Annotated in this window: 15 protein-coding genes and 2 pseudogenes; 6 read left to right on the forward strand and 11 right to left on the reverse strand. The window is 42.0% G+C overall.

Annotation, left to right across the window (positions count from 1 at the left end):
* Positions 1 to 133 precede the first annotated feature (133 nt).
* Positions 134 to 1,510, reverse strand: a pseudogene (locus E7X57_RS07750) (monomethylamine:corrinoid methyltransferase).
* A gap of 16 nt (positions 1,511 to 1,526) precedes the next feature.
* Positions 1,527 to 2,183: a methyltransferase cognate corrinoid protein gene (locus E7X57_RS07755; protein ID WP_135612336.1), complete on the reverse strand. Its 657-nt coding sequence runs from the start codon at positions 2,181 to 2,183 to the stop codon at positions 1,527 to 1,529.
* Positions 2,184 to 2,626: 443 nt separating this feature from the next.
* On the opposite strand from E7X57_RS07755, the gene E7X57_RS07760 reads away from it, so the two are divergent.
* Positions 2,627 to 2,950, forward strand: a complete 324-nt coding sequence (locus tag E7X57_RS07760) for a DUF4405 domain-containing protein (protein ID WP_135612338.1) — start codon at positions 2,627 to 2,629, stop codon at positions 2,948 to 2,950.
* A 184-nt stretch (positions 2,951 to 3,134) separates the two neighbouring features.
* On the opposite strand, the gene E7X57_RS07765 is transcribed toward E7X57_RS07760, so the two are convergent.
* From E7X57_RS07765 to E7X57_RS07805, 9 genes and pseudogenes are all read right to left on the reverse strand, one after another.
* Positions 3,135 to 3,545 carry a response regulator gene (locus E7X57_RS07765; RefSeq protein WP_135612341.1) on the reverse strand — a complete coding sequence of 137 codons (411 nt, stop codon included), beginning with the start codon at positions 3,543 to 3,545 and terminating at the stop codon, positions 3,135 to 3,137.
* Between the two features lie 9 nt (positions 3,546 to 3,554).
* Positions 3,555 to 5,735, reverse strand: coding sequence for a histidine kinase dimerization/phosphoacceptor domain -containing protein (locus E7X57_RS07770; RefSeq protein WP_135612343.1), 2,181 nt, complete (start codon positions 5,733 to 5,735; stop codon positions 3,555 to 3,557).
* A gap of 32 nt (positions 5,736 to 5,767) precedes the next feature.
* Positions 5,768 to 6,553 carry a winged helix-turn-helix domain-containing protein gene (locus E7X57_RS07775; RefSeq protein WP_135612345.1) on the reverse strand — a complete coding sequence of 262 codons (786 nt, stop codon included), beginning with the start codon at positions 6,551 to 6,553 and terminating at the stop codon, positions 5,768 to 5,770.
* Positions 6,553 to 7,356: a winged helix-turn-helix domain-containing protein gene (locus tag E7X57_RS07780; protein WP_135612347.1), complete on the reverse strand. Its 804-nt coding sequence runs from the start codon at positions 7,354 to 7,356 to the stop codon at positions 6,553 to 6,555. The genes E7X57_RS07775 and E7X57_RS07780 overlap by 1 nt, the downstream gene beginning before the upstream one ends.
* A 216-nt stretch (positions 7,357 to 7,572) precedes the next feature.
* Complete coding sequence (locus E7X57_RS07785; protein ID WP_135612349.1) at positions 7,573 to 7,800, reverse strand: AcrB/AcrD/AcrF family protein; 228 nt, start codon at positions 7,798 to 7,800, stop codon at positions 7,573 to 7,575.
* Positions 7,801 to 7,812: 12 nt separating this feature from the next.
* Positions 7,813 to 8,076, reverse strand: coding sequence for a monomethylamine transporter (locus E7X57_RS07790; protein WP_135612351.1), 264 nt, complete (start codon positions 8,074 to 8,076; stop codon positions 7,813 to 7,815).
* A 13-nt stretch (positions 8,077 to 8,089) separates the two neighbouring features.
* Positions 8,090 to 9,466, reverse strand: a complete 1,377-nt coding sequence (locus E7X57_RS07795) for an APC family permease (RefSeq protein ID WP_135612353.1) — start codon at positions 9,464 to 9,466, stop codon at positions 8,090 to 8,092.
* An 854-nt stretch (positions 9,467 to 10,320) separates the two neighbouring features.
* Positions 10,321 to 11,697 (reverse strand): annotated as a pseudogene (locus tag E7X57_RS07800) (monomethylamine:corrinoid methyltransferase).
* 16 nt (positions 11,698 to 11,713) lie between these two features.
* Positions 11,714 to 12,370 carry a corrinoid protein gene (locus tag E7X57_RS07805; RefSeq protein ID WP_135612354.1) on the reverse strand — a complete coding sequence of 219 codons (657 nt, stop codon included), beginning with the start codon at positions 12,368 to 12,370 and terminating at the stop codon, positions 11,714 to 11,716.
* A gap of 181 nt (positions 12,371 to 12,551) precedes the next feature.
* Between E7X57_RS07805 and E7X57_RS07810 the strand changes: the two genes are divergently transcribed.
* From E7X57_RS07810 to E7X57_RS07830, 5 genes are all read left to right on the forward strand, one after another.
* Positions 12,552 to 12,947, forward strand: a complete 396-nt coding sequence (locus E7X57_RS07810; protein ID WP_256369414.1) for a transposase — start codon at positions 12,552 to 12,554, stop codon at positions 12,945 to 12,947.
* Between the two features lie 338 nt (positions 12,948 to 13,285).
* Entirely contained in the window at positions 13,286 to 14,161 is an 876-nt protein-coding gene (locus tag E7X57_RS07815) for a DUF89 domain-containing protein (protein ID WP_135612357.1), read from the forward strand.
* A 138-nt stretch (positions 14,162 to 14,299) separates the two neighbouring features.
* The gene (locus E7X57_RS07820) at positions 14,300 to 14,488 is read left to right on the forward strand and encodes a CooT family nickel-binding protein (RefSeq protein WP_135612360.1); all 189 of its coding nucleotides are present in this window, start codon (positions 14,300 to 14,302) and stop codon (positions 14,486 to 14,488) included.
* Between the two features lie 129 nt (positions 14,489 to 14,617).
* Positions 14,618 to 15,625, forward strand: coding sequence for a type II glyceraldehyde-3-phosphate dehydrogenase (locus E7X57_RS07825; RefSeq protein WP_135612362.1), 1,008 nt, complete (start codon positions 14,618 to 14,620; stop codon positions 15,623 to 15,625).
* A gap of 25 nt (positions 15,626 to 15,650) precedes the next feature.
* Positions 15,651 to 16,454: a bifunctional fructose-bisphosphatase/inositol-phosphate phosphatase gene (locus E7X57_RS07830; protein ID WP_135612364.1), complete on the forward strand. Its 804-nt coding sequence runs from the start codon at positions 15,651 to 15,653 to the stop codon at positions 16,452 to 16,454.

Below are 16,454 nucleotides of genomic sequence, written 5' to 3' on the forward strand. Positions count from 1 at the left end.
CATATTGTATGCCCCCTTTAGCATTGTTTTATGTTGATTTGACAATGAATTATCTTATTAAATAGTGACAAATGATGAATAAAAAAAAGCCAGCGAGAGTCGCTGGCAAAACTATCGATACACTATTTTAGTCTTAGAATGTAAGACCAAACTCTTCGAGTTTCTTCCTTGCACCATCGTATACCTTGACATACTCGTCAGTTGGTGTGACGGTTGCAACGTCGTAGCATTCCTGGAATGTCTTGCCTGCAGGTGCCTTTGCGTAGTCGCCCTCATATGATCCAACTAGCTTGTCGAGTACAGCGTTTACGGAATCAATGTCCATACCTGCTGTTGCACGTGCGACTTCTCCCATCATCCTTGCTTCCATACCGGTTGTCTTGTCAGTGATGACACCCTTTGCTGATGCGACACCTGAGAGGATCTCACGACCAGATGCTGTATCAGTTACGGACTGTGCTGCTGCTTCAAGGAGGCACATCTCTGTGCATGGACCTGCACATGGGTAGTACTGGTTACCAGACATGAGATCTGTGAACTCACTGATAGTTGCACATGCCCATCCTGCGATGGTCAATGTTTCCCTGGTGTTGGTTGATCCCCATCTGATGTGGACAGGACCATCAAGATGCCAGCTTGCACTGCTCATTACCATGGAGTTGAGGTGAGTTGCAACATCCACGATTGTTGTTTCCTCAATGCCACCAGCGTATCCGCCGAAGATTGGCATCTGTTCGTCCATGATTATGTCGCTGTTACCCTTGTAGTGTGCGATAACTGCAATTGCGTCGAGATCGATCTTAAGCTCGTTGAGCTGTGATACTTCGTGGCTGTCATTGCAACCCTGGCCACCGACACAGTCGGAAGCAATGTTACCCTGAGCGGACAGGGAGGTCTCTGGTCCCTAAACAGCCATACCTGGCCTACCAGCCATTGCTGCTGCGTTCTTGATGAGCCTTGTCTCTGTCTTTGCTGCAAGAACTTCGTATGGGCTACCTGGGATGGTTGGTTTACCGCGAACTGTTGTCATTACACCATTAACGATCGTGTCGACTTCCTTCTCAAGTGCATAGCTCATGTGAACTGGCATGAATACATTTTCAGAGATAGGGGAACCTGTTGGACCGCCCTGTACGATTGGCTTTCTCTTGTCACCAACGGACCTCTTCTTCATCTGTACTGCATCTCTGCCGGTACCAAGCTGGAATTCCAGATGTGGATTGTTGATTGCATCCCATATCTCGTCTTCTGTGTATTTGACGATCCTTTTTGTGTCGGTACACCAGATACCACAATCAAGAAGCATGTCGAAACCTGCCTTGAAGAGTCTCTCCATCTGGTCCTTGTCGGTTGGAACGAACTCGTTGCCAAAGTCAAGGTTGTATTTCTGTTTGAGTTCCATTGCCTTCATTGGGATGGTCATCAAGTCCCAGTCATCCTGGGTACATTTCTCACCGTTCTGTGCACGGTCATAGAAGTCAAAGCAAGTTACTGATTTTGTGAATGTCATTTTAATTACCCCTAATTTATGCGCTCATAAGCTCAAGTGCTACTCTGGCTGCCTCTGCTGCGTTTTCGGCTGTGCCGTCTGCACCACACTCCTCGATCCATGCATCTGTGACAGGTGCGCCACCGAACATGATCTTGACTTCGCCTCTGAGGTTCTCTTCTTCAAGTAACCTTACTACGTCTTTCTGGCCGAGCATTGAGGTTGTCATCAGTGCGGAACCGACAAGGATCATTTTCTTGCCCTTGTTCTTTGCAACTGCTTCGACTACATCCTCATTTGGAATATCTGTTCCAAGGTCCATGATCTCAAAGCCGTTTGCACCAAGCATTGTTGTAACAAGACGGTGACCGATATCGTGAATATCTCCTTCCTGAACAAACGTTACAGCCATTCCGACACCTTCGTCGTCTCCCTGCTCTTCTGCAAGGATTGGCTCGAGGATCTCCATTGCACCGTTCATTGCCTTTGCAGACATCATGATCTGTGGAAGGTAGATTGTCGCTGCTTCGAAGTTGTCACCGACGATCTTCATGCCTGGTGCTAATCCGTTGTTGATAATGTCGAATGCACTTATTCCTGCGTCGAGTGCTTCCTGTGTTGCTGCTGGACATCCATTAATGTCCTGGTTTACGATTGCATTTTTAAGTTTGTCAAAAAGTTCCTGATTTCCCATTTTATTTCACCTTTTTGTATTACTCAGTTTAGGTAAGTCAATGCCAAATCATCACAGGCATTACTAAATACAACAGTGTCCTGAAAGTTATATAACCTAGCCGATTGCGTTTTTGGAAACTGCATTAAAATATTACACGACCTATTGAACAGACGATGTCAGCACAATAAGGCGAAACCCGGGTGATTTGACCTTATCATTCAAATGTATTTTTTAAGCTGAATTGACAATTAGATCAAAAAGGACAAAGGCATTAAAATCGACAAAACTATTATCACGAAAATGAACTGAAAATGGAATATTGGAAGGTGTTGTAGTAGTATGATCTGTGTTCAGGATAAATTACGTGGACCTCATTCTCTATGACCTTACATCCTTTTGAAAACACAACGACTTTTAACCATGGTCTCTATTCACATTTACCAGATAAAAGAGGATAGAAATTGAACAGAACCAGAACAAATTATATTGTGGATACCATACTTTTGTTACTTTTCATAATCGTGGCTTTTACAGGATTTTTCATGTATCTTGTAATCCCGGAGGGAATTCCACAGGGGAGGTACCAGGTCTATATGGGACTTACCAAAACCACATGGACAATGATACACAACAGATCATCCATACTACTGACAGTTTTTATTGCTATCCATTTCATACTTCACTGGAAATGGATCTCATGCATTAAAGCAAACCTGTTCAGGAAAAGTAAAAGAGGAGATGAATGTCTCTGTGAACAAAAGTCCTCTGATCAAACGAAGTCCTGATCAAAATAAACATGAGTTGTTGATGCTTCCATGGATTCATCAGAAGTAGAAGTCATCTTTTTGTTATGTTTGCAATTAAACCCTTGCAAAAGAAGACAGCTATATTTTTAGCAACCTATTCCTGCGATTGCTCATTTTGTGAGAGGGACCTGGAAAGGATGACAGCAAAGGTTGGAAAAAGGTGTTATTCCTCTCCAGCAGAATTATCTTTTTGCTTTTCCTTCAGATGTTTGTGTATCGCGATTTCAATATTGCTGCTTAGATCCCTTTCTGTAAATGGCTTGAGTATGTATCCATAGGGTTCTGTTTGTTTTGCTCTTTCCAGGGTATTCTCGTCGGAATGAGCTGTAAGGTATACTACAGGTATTGAGAAGCGCTTTCGTATCTCTTCAGCTGCTTCGATCCCATCCATATCCCCTTTTAACAGTATATCCATAAGAACAAGGTCAGGGAATGTTCCTTCCACTTTGGTAATTGCATCCTTTCCTGTAGCAGCAACACCCGAGACACTATAACCAAGGTTCATGAGCCTCTTTTTGATCACCATTGCTACGATCGCTTCATCCTCTACTACGAGTATTCTGGTAGCTTTCATATTAACACCTTATCTGTTCTCACGGAAAGTTATCTTGAATTTTGTTCCATTGCTCTTATCCAGTTCTATCTCACCGTCTATCTGGGTTGTCAGGTTCGTTACAAGCTGAAGTCCAAGCGATTCTGTATTCTTGAAGTCTATAGATTCCGGGAATGGTTCCCCCGTATTACTAATTGTTAGTGTGAAGACATCGTCATCTTTTTGGAAATCAATTTCTATTTCTCCTTTTTCACCATTTCCAAAAGCATGTTGCAGTGCGTTTGATGTCAGTTCATTGATAATGATTCCAAGAGGGACAGACGTATCCATTCCCAGGAAAACATCCTCAACGTTCAATATCAGTTTAACATTTTCCTGATCTACATTATATGAGTGGAATAAGTGATCTGTCAGGTTCTTGATGTAATCAGCAAAATCAAGGCTAACAAGATCCTTTGACTGGTAGAGCTTTTCGTGTATCAGCGCAATGGAACGGACACGATTCTCACTGTCCCTGAAGGAATCTACAACTTCCTGAAACTTGAACTTCAGGGATTCCAGATAAAGCATTCCTGAAACTACCTGCAGGTTATTCTTAATGCGATGATGGATCTCCTTGGTACGTACTTCTTCCATTGCTTTGAGACTATCTTCAGCTTCAATGCGTTCGGTAATATCAAGAATTGTTCCCTGGAAATATGTGATATTTCCTTCTTCATCTCTCTGGATGTAGGTATCTTCATGTATCCACCGTATATCTCCATTCTTTGTGACGATCCTGTAATCTTTGTGGAAATTTTCCTTTCCTTTATCTGCACAATCCTGCAGTTCATCCCATACATTTTTTCGATCATCAGGATGTATTATGTTACCATAGAGTACTTTGCCCGATGTGAATTCTTCAAGCGAATAGCCGAATTGGGTAATGTTATTTGAAACAAATTCGACAGGATAGTCCTCTTCATTTTTCCACCAGAACACAACGACCCTGCTGCTGTTAACGGCTGCCTCCATCTTAGTTATGAGTTCATAGGAATTCTGTAGCTCTTTAGAATAGCTGGTAAGAGAATCAAGGATCTCATTCAACCCTTTTGGTATTAAATTGAGATCGAGCTCAACATCAGTATTTGCCCTTGCATCAAAATCTCCCCTTATAGCTGCTCCTGATATCTTCTTAAAGTCTGCTACGATCTCATCGATCCTGTTTGTAAATGAAGATGCTATGAAAAAGGCCATTAGTCCCATGAACAAGATGGAGAATAGGTAAATGGAGATTAAATCGGATCTTATGGAATTAACACCTGCGAACATCTCTTCGGGAGGTACAACAAGTATAATTGCATAATTTCCGGTTTCAATTGGTTCATAGAACATGACAACCTCTTTTGAGGTTACCGGATCGATGGTGTCAATATGGCCACCAATTCCATTCTTTATATCTTCAGCAGCAATGGCTATTTTTGGGACGTCAAAATCATGGAGGGAGTTTGTTCCGATCCATTCCTTGTTCACCGGATGTGAAACAAGTATTCCATCGTTGCTAACCATAAAAAGATAACCTGTATCGAAGGCTGTTACACTACTTACCGCTTCATCCACATAGTTTAATGATACATCAACACCACCGATGCCAACAAATTCCCCATTCCTGATGATAGGAGAATCATAGCTTACCATCAGTGCCCCCTGGTAAAGGTAAGGTTCTGTGACCACGTTTTGTTTGAGGCTCTTTGGGCCCTGATAATATTCGGACATCTCATAATCTACAAGAGGCTCAACACTGATCGGACCGTTTATCGTGTTCCAGTATGGCACAAACCTTCCGGTCTCATCATGGCCTTCTGTTCCTATGAATTCAGCATCTCTTCCATCAAAGGCATTCGGTTCGAAACCAACATATGATCCAATTAGGTGAGGATTCTCTACCAGTAGCTGTTTAAGCATCTCGTTTGTTTCGTTACGGTCAGCGGAGTCATATTTTACCATAAGCGCTGCCAATGAATTAGCTATTGCCATGTTTGCCTTCATGTCGGCATTGTACTGATGGGCAAAGCTTTTTGCATTCTGGATAGAGTCATGGTATGCAAGCTGTTCTTCCTGTTCTGTGACTGTAGAAATTATAGTGATTGATGAAGCTGATAAAATGAAGGAAATGCCTACGACTATATAAAGTACCAATTTAAATTTCAGTGACAGATCTTTCCATTGCATACTCGGCCCACATTCATTTTTAATGATAGATTTTATTCGTTGGCAGGTCGTGAAAGTTCACGATAGTATGAGAAGAGCTCTTTGCACCAATCAATTGCACTGTCCTCAAATGTGATGATGTCACGGTGGTCGTATCTTCCCTGACTATTAAAGAAGCTGATATAGGCACATTTTTCAGTAACATTAAAAGTAGGCGCTTTGGACTCATCCCTGCAAATTAGAAAAGTCGCATTTCCAGATTCTAATATGGAGCCTATTTCCTCTTCATAGTCATTTTGCATTCTTTCAAATACAGAATCTGTAACGATCAGATCAAGAGCTACTCCCCTGTTAGTTATATCTTTGTAGAATCGGGGAAAATCCGGATGGAAAAATGATACCATTGCACTCATTTCTTGTGAGCCATTGGTGTTGCTTATTAATTTTTCCGGGATTTCATACATGTGATCCAGATCAGGCACAACAAGTTCGATCTCTCCCAGATCACCTATATTGTTAAGAAGTTCCTCCGGTATTGTGCTCAGTTCGCGATCATCCCAGTAAAGATCAGATTTATCAAAAACCTTCAGCATACTGGAAAGCGGCTTCATGTTCTCTACTATAAGCCTCCCTATAGTTGTCAGTTCATAGGACCCAGTATCATCTTTATGGACAAGCCCTGATTCCCGGAGTTTTTTTATCTGTGGGAGTATGGAAGAGGAACTAACATCAAGTGTTGAGTTGATCTTCTTTATGTCTGCAGGACCGTTGATAAGTAAAAGAAGTAAATTTTCTCTTTTCTCTGAAAGGAAGAGGGTTTCTATCAGGTCTAATACCATTATATATCCCCACCCGGTTCAACATCTGTTATTTCTACAGATCGATCACAATAATGATCGAACAACTCAGTACACCATTTCAAAGCACTTTCATCAAAGCTCATTATATCATTGTGGTCATAGCTTCCATTCTCCCTCAAAAAGCTGATGTACATGAACCACTCGGATACATCAATAGCCGGAGGTCTTCCTTCACCCTGATATAGTAAAACCCGTGTATTTTTTGCGGATAAAAGGAAATCAAGTTCTTTCATATTGTTAGTCTTCATTCTCTTAAATGCCGATTCTGAAAGAATCAGTGTCAGATTATTTGCCATTTCTGCAAGTTCAGAATAGAACTTTGGGTATTCAGGCCTGTAAAAAGAGATGATAGACATGATCTCCTTTGATTTCAGGAGATTTTCGGTAAATTCTTTCGGGATCTCAAAGGTATAGTGAAGATCAGGTTCAAGCAACAGATAATTTCCGAGTTCATGAAGTCGTTTGAAAAGGTGAGGGGGCAGGATGTTAATGTCATGTTGCTCCCAGTAATCCTTGTTCTCGGTGATCATACTTAATGTGTTGATCAGGGGTAGCATGTTCCTGACAACAAGCTCTCCGATGTTCGATAATTTGTAGTGCTCATCCTCTTCGATAATAAGGTGCTTATCCTTGAGTTTCTTTATCTGTGGCATCATTCCGCGCGATGTCACATTAAGAGACATCTTTATCTGTTCGATGTCACGAGGACCTTCCATTAGCAACAATAGCAGGTTCGTTCTTTTTTCAGAAAGCCAAACATGGTCTGTCAGTGACGATGTCATTATACCCCTTTATCCCGAAATACTGCTGATGATACATTTCAGCCTTTCTTTATAACAGCATAATGATTGTTTGTTAGATAAGAAGGTTTCTATTTATTGTTGCGAATGTAACTGAAATTCATTTAGAAACATCTTATGAAAATTAAGCTTCAATGACAGTAAAAAATATAAAAAGGAGAAGTTGTGGCAGTTAAACCACAACCATTTGGAATCTATTTAATAAATATAGTTCTTAAGAGAGTGGTGCAGGATCACAGCAAAGAATACAAGGATCACTGCCAGCAGACCGAAGTATTCTAAAGGATTCCATTCGAATACCATGGGTCCAGTATCAGCTCCAAGTACAAGTACAGGAGCTATTACACAAATACCTGCGACAACGAAGATGAACAGGATATCTGCGATCTGCATGATCATACTACTTTTTACTTCAGATTTTGCCATATTTCCATCTCCTTAATCGTAATATTTAAAGTCGTACATGTGTTCCTTGATGGATTTGTACACAGTGATGCAACCGAGGGTCTCGATCCCGAGCAGGAGTAACAGGAATAAGAGGTAGACCGGGAACATGGTACGAACTTCAGGCACTGCATCCCACAGAGTTGATATTATTCTGTAGAAGACAAATGTCTCTGAGAAGAACAAGAGTCCTAATACAAGAACAATAATGCCTGCATCTTTTTTGAGGTCGTTGTGATATTTTGTCTTATTTACCATTATTCTTCCTCCATTATCTCCTATGTGCGGGTTCAGGCCATCCGAGATCTTCTCCCCAATCGTGACTTATCTCAATGCTCTTGTATCTCCACGAGAAGTAGAAGTATGCTATCACGTAGAACAAGAGTCCAAAGATAAGGTTGTAATTGTATCCCCAGTTAAGGGTAGACATGATCACAATGGCAAGGAAAATCGTAATGTATGCAATTGTTGGCTGCAAAGGGCCCACAAACGGGCGGACCTTGTTGCTGTGCTCTGGGAATAACTTCCTAAAGCGGATCAGGGAAAATGGGATCATTACATAGCAGATTAGACCTGATATGATTGAAAAGGTGATGACCTGATCGAGGAAACCACTAAATGCAAATGCGATTGCGATAGGCATTGTGAAAATGACTGCCCTGTATGGGGTGCTGTAACGTGGATGCACGTCAGCGAACCAATTTGTCAGAAATTTATCCCTTGAAAGGGCAAACCATGACCGTGATGCGTCACAAACTGTACCGTTTGCGCTTGCAAGACAGGTGAAAAGTGTACCGATACCGAGAGCTGCAATAAGGAATTTTGAACCTGTTGCTGTTGCTGCTTCAAAGAGTGGGTATACTGAAGTACCGAGTTCTGCGGCTGGGATCAGACCTGAACATAAGTAAAGTGTCATACCTGAACCGAGAAGAAGGGTTATCATACCTGCTTGCTGTCCAAGAGGAACTGCTCTTGTTGGATGTTTACATTCTTCTGCACACATTGCTGCTCCTTCGATACCAAGGTAGAACCAGGGACCAAATTGCAGAGCCGCAAAAATACCGATAAAACCGTTAGGCATAGCTCCTGATATGAGATATTCCGGATGCCATGTGCCGGCAAATCCGGTAATGTTGGCGAAGAAGAAAACAATAATAGCTATCAATGCAGTGAATGTGAGTGCAAAGTTAAGATTAAGAGCAGCCACGACTCCACGATAGTTCATAAATGTTAAGAATGCGATGATTAGCAATGTAACCGGGAATGTTTGTATTTCCGGGAAGATCGAATTTGTGATGGATGCAACGACAATAGCATCAGCAGCTTCCAGGGCAATGAATTCCATATATACTGCAAGACCCACAAGTGCAGCTGCACCGGGTCCTACGAATAATCTTGCCCAATCATAAGGTCCGCCTGCAAGTTTAGTTGATGATCCTAGTTCACTAGCGCATAAAGAAACCATTACAAACATGGTACCTGCAACCAACAATGCAAAGAGTGAACCAAGTATTCCACCTTTTGCAACTGTAAAGTTCCAACCCATGTATTCGCCTACCAGAACAATGCCAACTCCAAGTGCCCATACGTGATAGGGGCGGAGTGTCTTTACGACACCGGCATGTCCTGAATTTGTATTTCCAGACATTTAATACTCCTTAAAAACCACAATTATTTTGAGACTTTACTGGCATCTAATAACATCCAACCTATCAAAACAAAACAGGTCAAATAGATGATCCCATTGATAATAGTCCATGTATCCATTTTTCTACACCTTTACTCTCATAGCAAGATCATTTTCAATGTAATCAATGCTGACAATCCTTTTAGGATAAGATTACTTTTAATTTGCTAAATTTGTGCCACAAATTACATTATAGTATTTATATTTTTTTGCTAACATCTAACCGGAATTTGCCTGCCTAATTGTGAAATATATATATTTTTGCATTACGATTGTTAAAAAATAGTTAACATAGAAATAGAACGATAAGACATTATAAAAAAAACAATGTGCTTTGGCATGTAACTTAATTTAGTATATATATTTTGTGCATGATAAAGTTAAGCTTTTTTAAATAGTGAGGGATGATGCCGCACACAATATTATTGGCAATCTGACCATTGACCCCAATCCATCAAGCCTATAAAATTTTGATCTAGAAATTCTCATCATATAGTATTGAAGAATTTTTCAAATAGAATTTTATTCGATCTGAAATGTTCATGACACTAATATATGAATTAAACAGAAAGTCCCGATTAATTTCATTTTAGAGTATTATGTTAAATATGCCCGTATCAACATTAGTGGTGATGAATTAGGATCATGTTATTGAAAGCTACTACAATAGATATCCAATATAACAATTCGTTTATTGATCCGTGATCGTAGCAAATAATGCAATATTTGCAGTATCCAATATAGAAGTAATACAAAAGAAAAAAAGAATGCCAGCAGATCCTGCTGGCAAAAAGGATCTTGTAAAGATCTCAGTCTTAGAATGTGAGACCGAAGTCTTCGAGTTTCTTCCTTGCACCCTCGTAGACCTTGACATACTCGTCTGTTGGTGTGACAGTTGCAACGTCATAGCAATCCTGGAATCTCTTACCTTCAGGAGCGTTTGCGTAGTTGCCCTCGTAGGAGCTGACGATATTGTTGATGACAGCGTTGACTGAGTCGATGTCCATGCCTGCTGTTGCACGTGCGACTTCTCCCATCATCCTTGCTTCCATACCGGTTGTCTTGTCAGTGATGACACCCTTTGCAGCTGCGACACCTGAGAGGATCTCACGGCCGGATGCTGTGTCAGTTACGGACTGTGCTGCTGCTTCGAGGAGGCACATCTCGGTACATGGACCTGCACATGGATAGTACTGGTTACCGGTCATAAGGTCTGTGAACTCACTGATTGTTGCACATGCCCATCCTGCGATCTGGAGGGTTTCCCTGGTGTTGGTGGATCCCCATCTGATGTGGACAGGACCATCAAGGTGCCAGCTTGCACTGCTCATAATCATGGAGTTAATGCTAGTTGCAACATCTACGATTGTTGTTTCTTCAATACCACCAGCGTATCCGCCGAAGATAGGCATCTGTTCGTCCATGATGATGTCACTGTTGCCCTTGTAGTGAGCCATAACTGCAATTGCATCGAGGTCGATCTTAAGCTCGTTGAGCTGTGATACTTCGTGGCTGTCACTTGTTACCTGACCACCGACACAGTCGGAAGCGATATTTCCCTGAGCGGACAGGGAAGTCTCAGGTCCCTAAACAGCCATACCAGGTCTGCCAGCCATTGCTGCTGCGTTCTTGATGATCCTTGTTTCTGACTTTGCTGCGAGGATCTCGTATGGGCTGCCTGGTATAGGTGGCTTACCACGGACCGTCATCATAACACCATTTACAATTGTGTCAACTTCTTTCTCGAGTGCATAGCTCATGTGAATTGCAGAGAACATATCTTCTGAGATTGGGGAACCTGTTGGACCACCCTGTACTATTGGCTTTCTCTTGTCGCCTACTGTCCTCTTCTTCATCTGTACTGCATCTCTGCCTGTACCGAGCTGGAATGCTGGCATTGGGTTGTTGATTGCGTCCCAGAGTTCGTCTTCTGTGTATTTGACGATCCTCTTTGTGTCGGTACAGTAGATACCACACTCAAGGAGCATGTCGAAACCTGCCTTAAAGAGTCTCTCCATCTGGTCCTTGTCGGTTGGAACGGTCTCGGTACCAAAGTCAAGGTTGTATTTCTGCTTGAGTTCCATTGCCTTCATTGGAATGGTCATCAAATCCCAGTCATCCTGGGTAGCTTTCTCACCGGTCTGTGCTCGGTCATAAAAATCAAAACAATTTACTGATTTTGTGAATGTCATTTTAATTACCCCTAATTTATGCGCTCATAAGCTCAAGTGCTACTCTTGCTGCCTCTGCTGCATTTTCGGCTGTGCCGTCTGCACCACACTCAGCGATCCATTCATCTGTGACTGGTGCGCCACCGAACATGATCTTGACTTCGCCCCTGAGGTTCTCTTCTTCAAGTAACCTTACTACGTCTTTCTGGCCGAGCATTGAGGTTGTCATAAGTGCGGAACCTACAAGGATCATCTTCTTGCCCTTGTTCTTTGCAATTGCTTCAACAACATCTTCGTTTGGAATATCTGTTCCAAGGTCGAGGATGTCAAATCCATTTGCACCGAGCATTGTTGTAACAAGACGGTGACCGATATCGTGAATATCTCCTTCCTGTACGAATGTTACAGCCATTCCAACACCCTCTTCGTCGCCTTTCTCTTCTGCGAGAATTGGCTCAAGGATCTCCATTGCAGCTTTCATTGCCTTTGCAGACATCATGATCTGTGGAAGGTAGATAGTTGCTGCTTCGAAGTTGTCACCGACGATCTTCATTCCTGGTGCAAGTGCTTCGTTGATAATGTCGAATGCAGTCATTCCTGCATCGAGAGCTTCCTGTGTCAGTGCTGGACATCCGTTAATGTCCTGGTTTACTATTGCATCTTTAAGTTTGTCAAAAAGTTCCTGATTTCCCATTTTCATCACCTTTTTAATAGCAGTCTTACAGCCCGATCGGAAAGTCTTGTTTTCCCGAAAGGTCGTTTGTCCTGTTCAACTGCAGGTAATCCTTGCGAATACTCGTATTTAAGCTTTTCCAACACGAAACCAATGTATTTATACTTATAAAACCATATCAACAGACATGGTAAAAACAGAAATGATTCCAATTCAAAAAAAATTGACTCATCAGGAACTCAACAAAAGAATACGATATATTGAGACGTTGATCAAAGTACTGAATCGTTTATACTTTATCCGACATAGATATATGGGAGACTCCGTGGAGGAAGCTGCAAGCAAGGTCGGCGTTACCAAAAAGGTTGCATATGTATGGCAAAAACGATGGAATAAGGATGGCTATGCAGGATTATTACCTCGACATGGCGGTGGCAGACCTTCCAAACTAAGCGAAGACCAGAAGAATGATCTGAAGATATACCTAAGGGTGCAAAAGAGCTGGACAACTGCCCAGGTTGCCAGCCTGATCAAAGAGAAATTTGGAGTGGAATATTCATTAAAACAAGTTAGGATTATTCTTAAGTCCCTTGATTAAAAGATTACTTTATTTTGTTCTTTTACCCATATTTTCTTTTTTTCTGCACTTATGTAGGTATATAAACAAGAGACAACAATAGATTTATATAATATACACCTAAATCGGAAATAAATATTCTTATTGAATAAGATATTTCCCTTATGCGGATATTTTTACTGCGAATTTACGTTATTTCATTAAGTTTCATTTTTGCCGGAAGGTGCCTTCCGCTTCACCCCGTGCCGTGTCAGGGCACATAGGCGTACTTTGAGTTAAACTTATGTGTATGACGTCTATTTGATACATCCATCTGAATATAGATATTACTACTTATTACAACTAAAAGGGCCAAAATAATGAAAATGGATGCTAGATGTACGTATTGCCTTCTTTCCAGAGTTCACTATGAAGCAAAGCTTTCAACCAATGACGCTGAGCTGATACACAAGACCATGCTGGCAGGGATCGATGTGCTCAAAGAGACATATAAGCCCGGAGTGCCTGCAGGCGTAGTATCAACCGCCATCCACAGAAAAGCATACGAGGTACTCAATGATGAGGACCCATATTTTGAGCTCAGGCAATTAAGCAACCAGATAGCAGAAAAAGTCTATCCATATGCCCATTCATTAGTTTATTCTGGCGATCCGACAGATGAGGAGATGTTCAAAAGAGCCGTGTTAGCATCTGTTATTGGGAATTTTTTCGATTTCGGCATCATGGGATTTGACGTAGGTGAAGATGTTTTTGATGAGACCTTTGCGGAAATATTCCGAAAAGGACTTGATGTGGATGATACCTCCGAGATGTTCAGAATGCTTGATGATGTTGTATATGTGGTTGACAATTGCGGCGAGATCATCCTTGATACACTTGTTTTTGACATCATCAGGAAGGTTGGTGGCAAGATCACACTTGTAGTACGCGGTGCCCCCATGCTTACTGATGTTACCATGGAAAATGTACGGGAGCTTGAGCTTGACAAGAAGGTGGACCGGGTACTGACCACAGGCTCAAATGCTGTAGGAGTCTGTTTTGAAGAAGCACCTGCGGAATTCATTGATGCCCTTGAGAATGCAAGCCTAATAATAAGTAAAGGAATGGCCAACTATGAGACCATGTCCGAAAGGAATTTTGGACCAATTGCATACCTGCTTCGTACAAAATGCGAAGCTGTAGCAGAAGACATGGGCCTTGAAATGGGATATTCAGTGGCAAAGCTCGTGAGATAAGATCTGGAAGATTGTGTGAAAGTAGTTATCTATTATTAGAACATATTAATGCGTAATCTAAAGCATATGAATAAGTTCAAAATAATTTCACCGATGGCCTGACGTACCATCACAATGATACCAATAACAGGTGTAAATATGTGCGAACTAAATGCAATAGTTATCAACGGCAATGAAAGAGAATTAGTTATGGAATCAGTCACTAAAATGGTGGTTGATGGGGATTCCATAGAACTTACAGGAATATTCGGGGAAAAAACGATCATCTTCGGTGCAATAAAAGAGGTCGATTTTTCAAAAGGGGAAACTATAATTATTGGAAATTGAATTAACAGGAGACATATCAATGCCTACAGGCATTTTTACTGTGGTAACATATGCTCCGGTGCCAGACTGGCGTTCATACTAATATACTTATACTGAAATGTGTCAAATTCGTAATGGAAGGTACATTAAATGACTAAAGCTAAAGTTGCAATAAACGGATACGGAACCATTGGTAAGAGAGTGGCAGATGCTGTAATGCTTCAGGATGACATGGAGATCATCGGCATTGCAAAGACTCGCCCTAACTTCGAGACTGTAATGGCACAGGAGAAGGGATATAACGTCTATACTCTTGCTGACAGGGTAGAAGCAATGGAACAGGAAGGCATTGAAGTTGCAGGTACAGTTGACGACATGATCGAAGCAGCCGATCTTGTGGTTGACTGCACCCCTGGTAAAGTTGGTGCTACTAACAAGGAACTTTACGAGAAGGCAGGCACCAAGGCTATCTGGCAGGGTGGCGAGGCACATGAAATTGCAGGTTGTTCCTTCAACGCTGAGACCAACTATGAAGAGGCTCTTGGTAAGGACTTCGTCAGGGTCGTTTCCTGTAACACAACAGGACTTTGCCGTGTTCTTTCACCACTCGATAAGGAGTTTGGAGTAAAGAAGGCACGCATAACCCTTATGAGAAGATCAGCTGACCCAAACGACATCAAACACGGCCCTATCAATGCGATCGTCCCAAATCCTATCAAATTACCATCACACCACGGTCCTGATGTAAAGACCGTCATACCTGGCATTGATGTTGCAACAACTGCCGTCAAGCTTCCTACAACACTGATGCACTTGCACACTATCAACCTTGAGCTTGAGAAGGAATGTACTGCAGAGGATGTTGAGAATATCCTTGCAGAGCAGAGTCGTGTCAGGTTCGTTGGAAAGGGAATCACGTCCACCGCCGAGATCATGGAGCTTGCAAAGGACCTTGGCAGGCCAAGAGGCGACATGTGGGAGAACTGCATATGGAACGAATCCATCACAATGTATGAAGGAGAGCTCTACTTCTTCCAGGCCATACACCAGGAATCAGATGTTATCCCTGAGAATGTGGATGCCATCCGCGCAATGATGGAACTTGAAAGCGATGGGAACAAGTCCATTGCTGAAACGAACAGTAAAATGGGCATCTGATCTGCCCATTATTTTTTCACTAAATATGATAACTTTTCCACAGGCACTGGAATTATGTGACTTGCTTTCAGATGCTGCCGGAAATGCAATTTCCGACCTTATCGATACATCTGAAGCATTCGAAACGGTCTATGTGGGTGCTGATGGCACCGATACCAAGCTAATTGATGACATCTCAGAGAGAGCGATACTTGAGGTTCTCCGGGAAAATGGTCGCTCAATGAGGATCTTAAGTGAGGAATTCGGAGAGATAAAGCTGGGCGAAGATCCAGAATTTTCTATCATTATGGACCCCCTTGATGGTACCTACAATGTTGCCAATGGTATTCCCGCCTACAGCATTTCAATTGCAATTGGCAATCCGGACCATACTTCTGTTTATTTTGGATATGTGAAGAACCTTGCAAATGGTGATGTATTCCATGCCGGGTTGGGAAAGGGAGCGTATTTTAATGGTCAAAAGATCACCCCTTCCGGAAATCCCGTTCTGAATGATTTCTGCATAAGTCTCTATGGATATCGAAAAAATGTAGAAAGGACAGTAGATCTTTGTAAAACCGTTCGCAGGATAAGGATACTCGGAAGCGTGGCGTTGGAGCTATGCTATGTAGCATCCGGACGTCTTGATGCATTCGTTGATGTTCGTGGCTCCCTGCGTCTTGTGGATGTTGCTGCCGGAAAATTGATAATAGAGGAAGCAGGAGGCAAGGTTACCGATGGTAAAGGCTCCCCGCTTAAGCTCAAAGGAAGTGTGATAAACCCATATTATATGGTAGCTTCGAACGGACATGCACACTCTGACATATTAAACCTTATAGAGAGGCACTAA

This window comes from Methanococcoides sp. AM1, from assembly GCF_900774055.1.
GTDB lineage: Archaea > Halobacteriota > Methanosarcinia > Methanosarcinales > Methanosarcinaceae > Methanococcoides.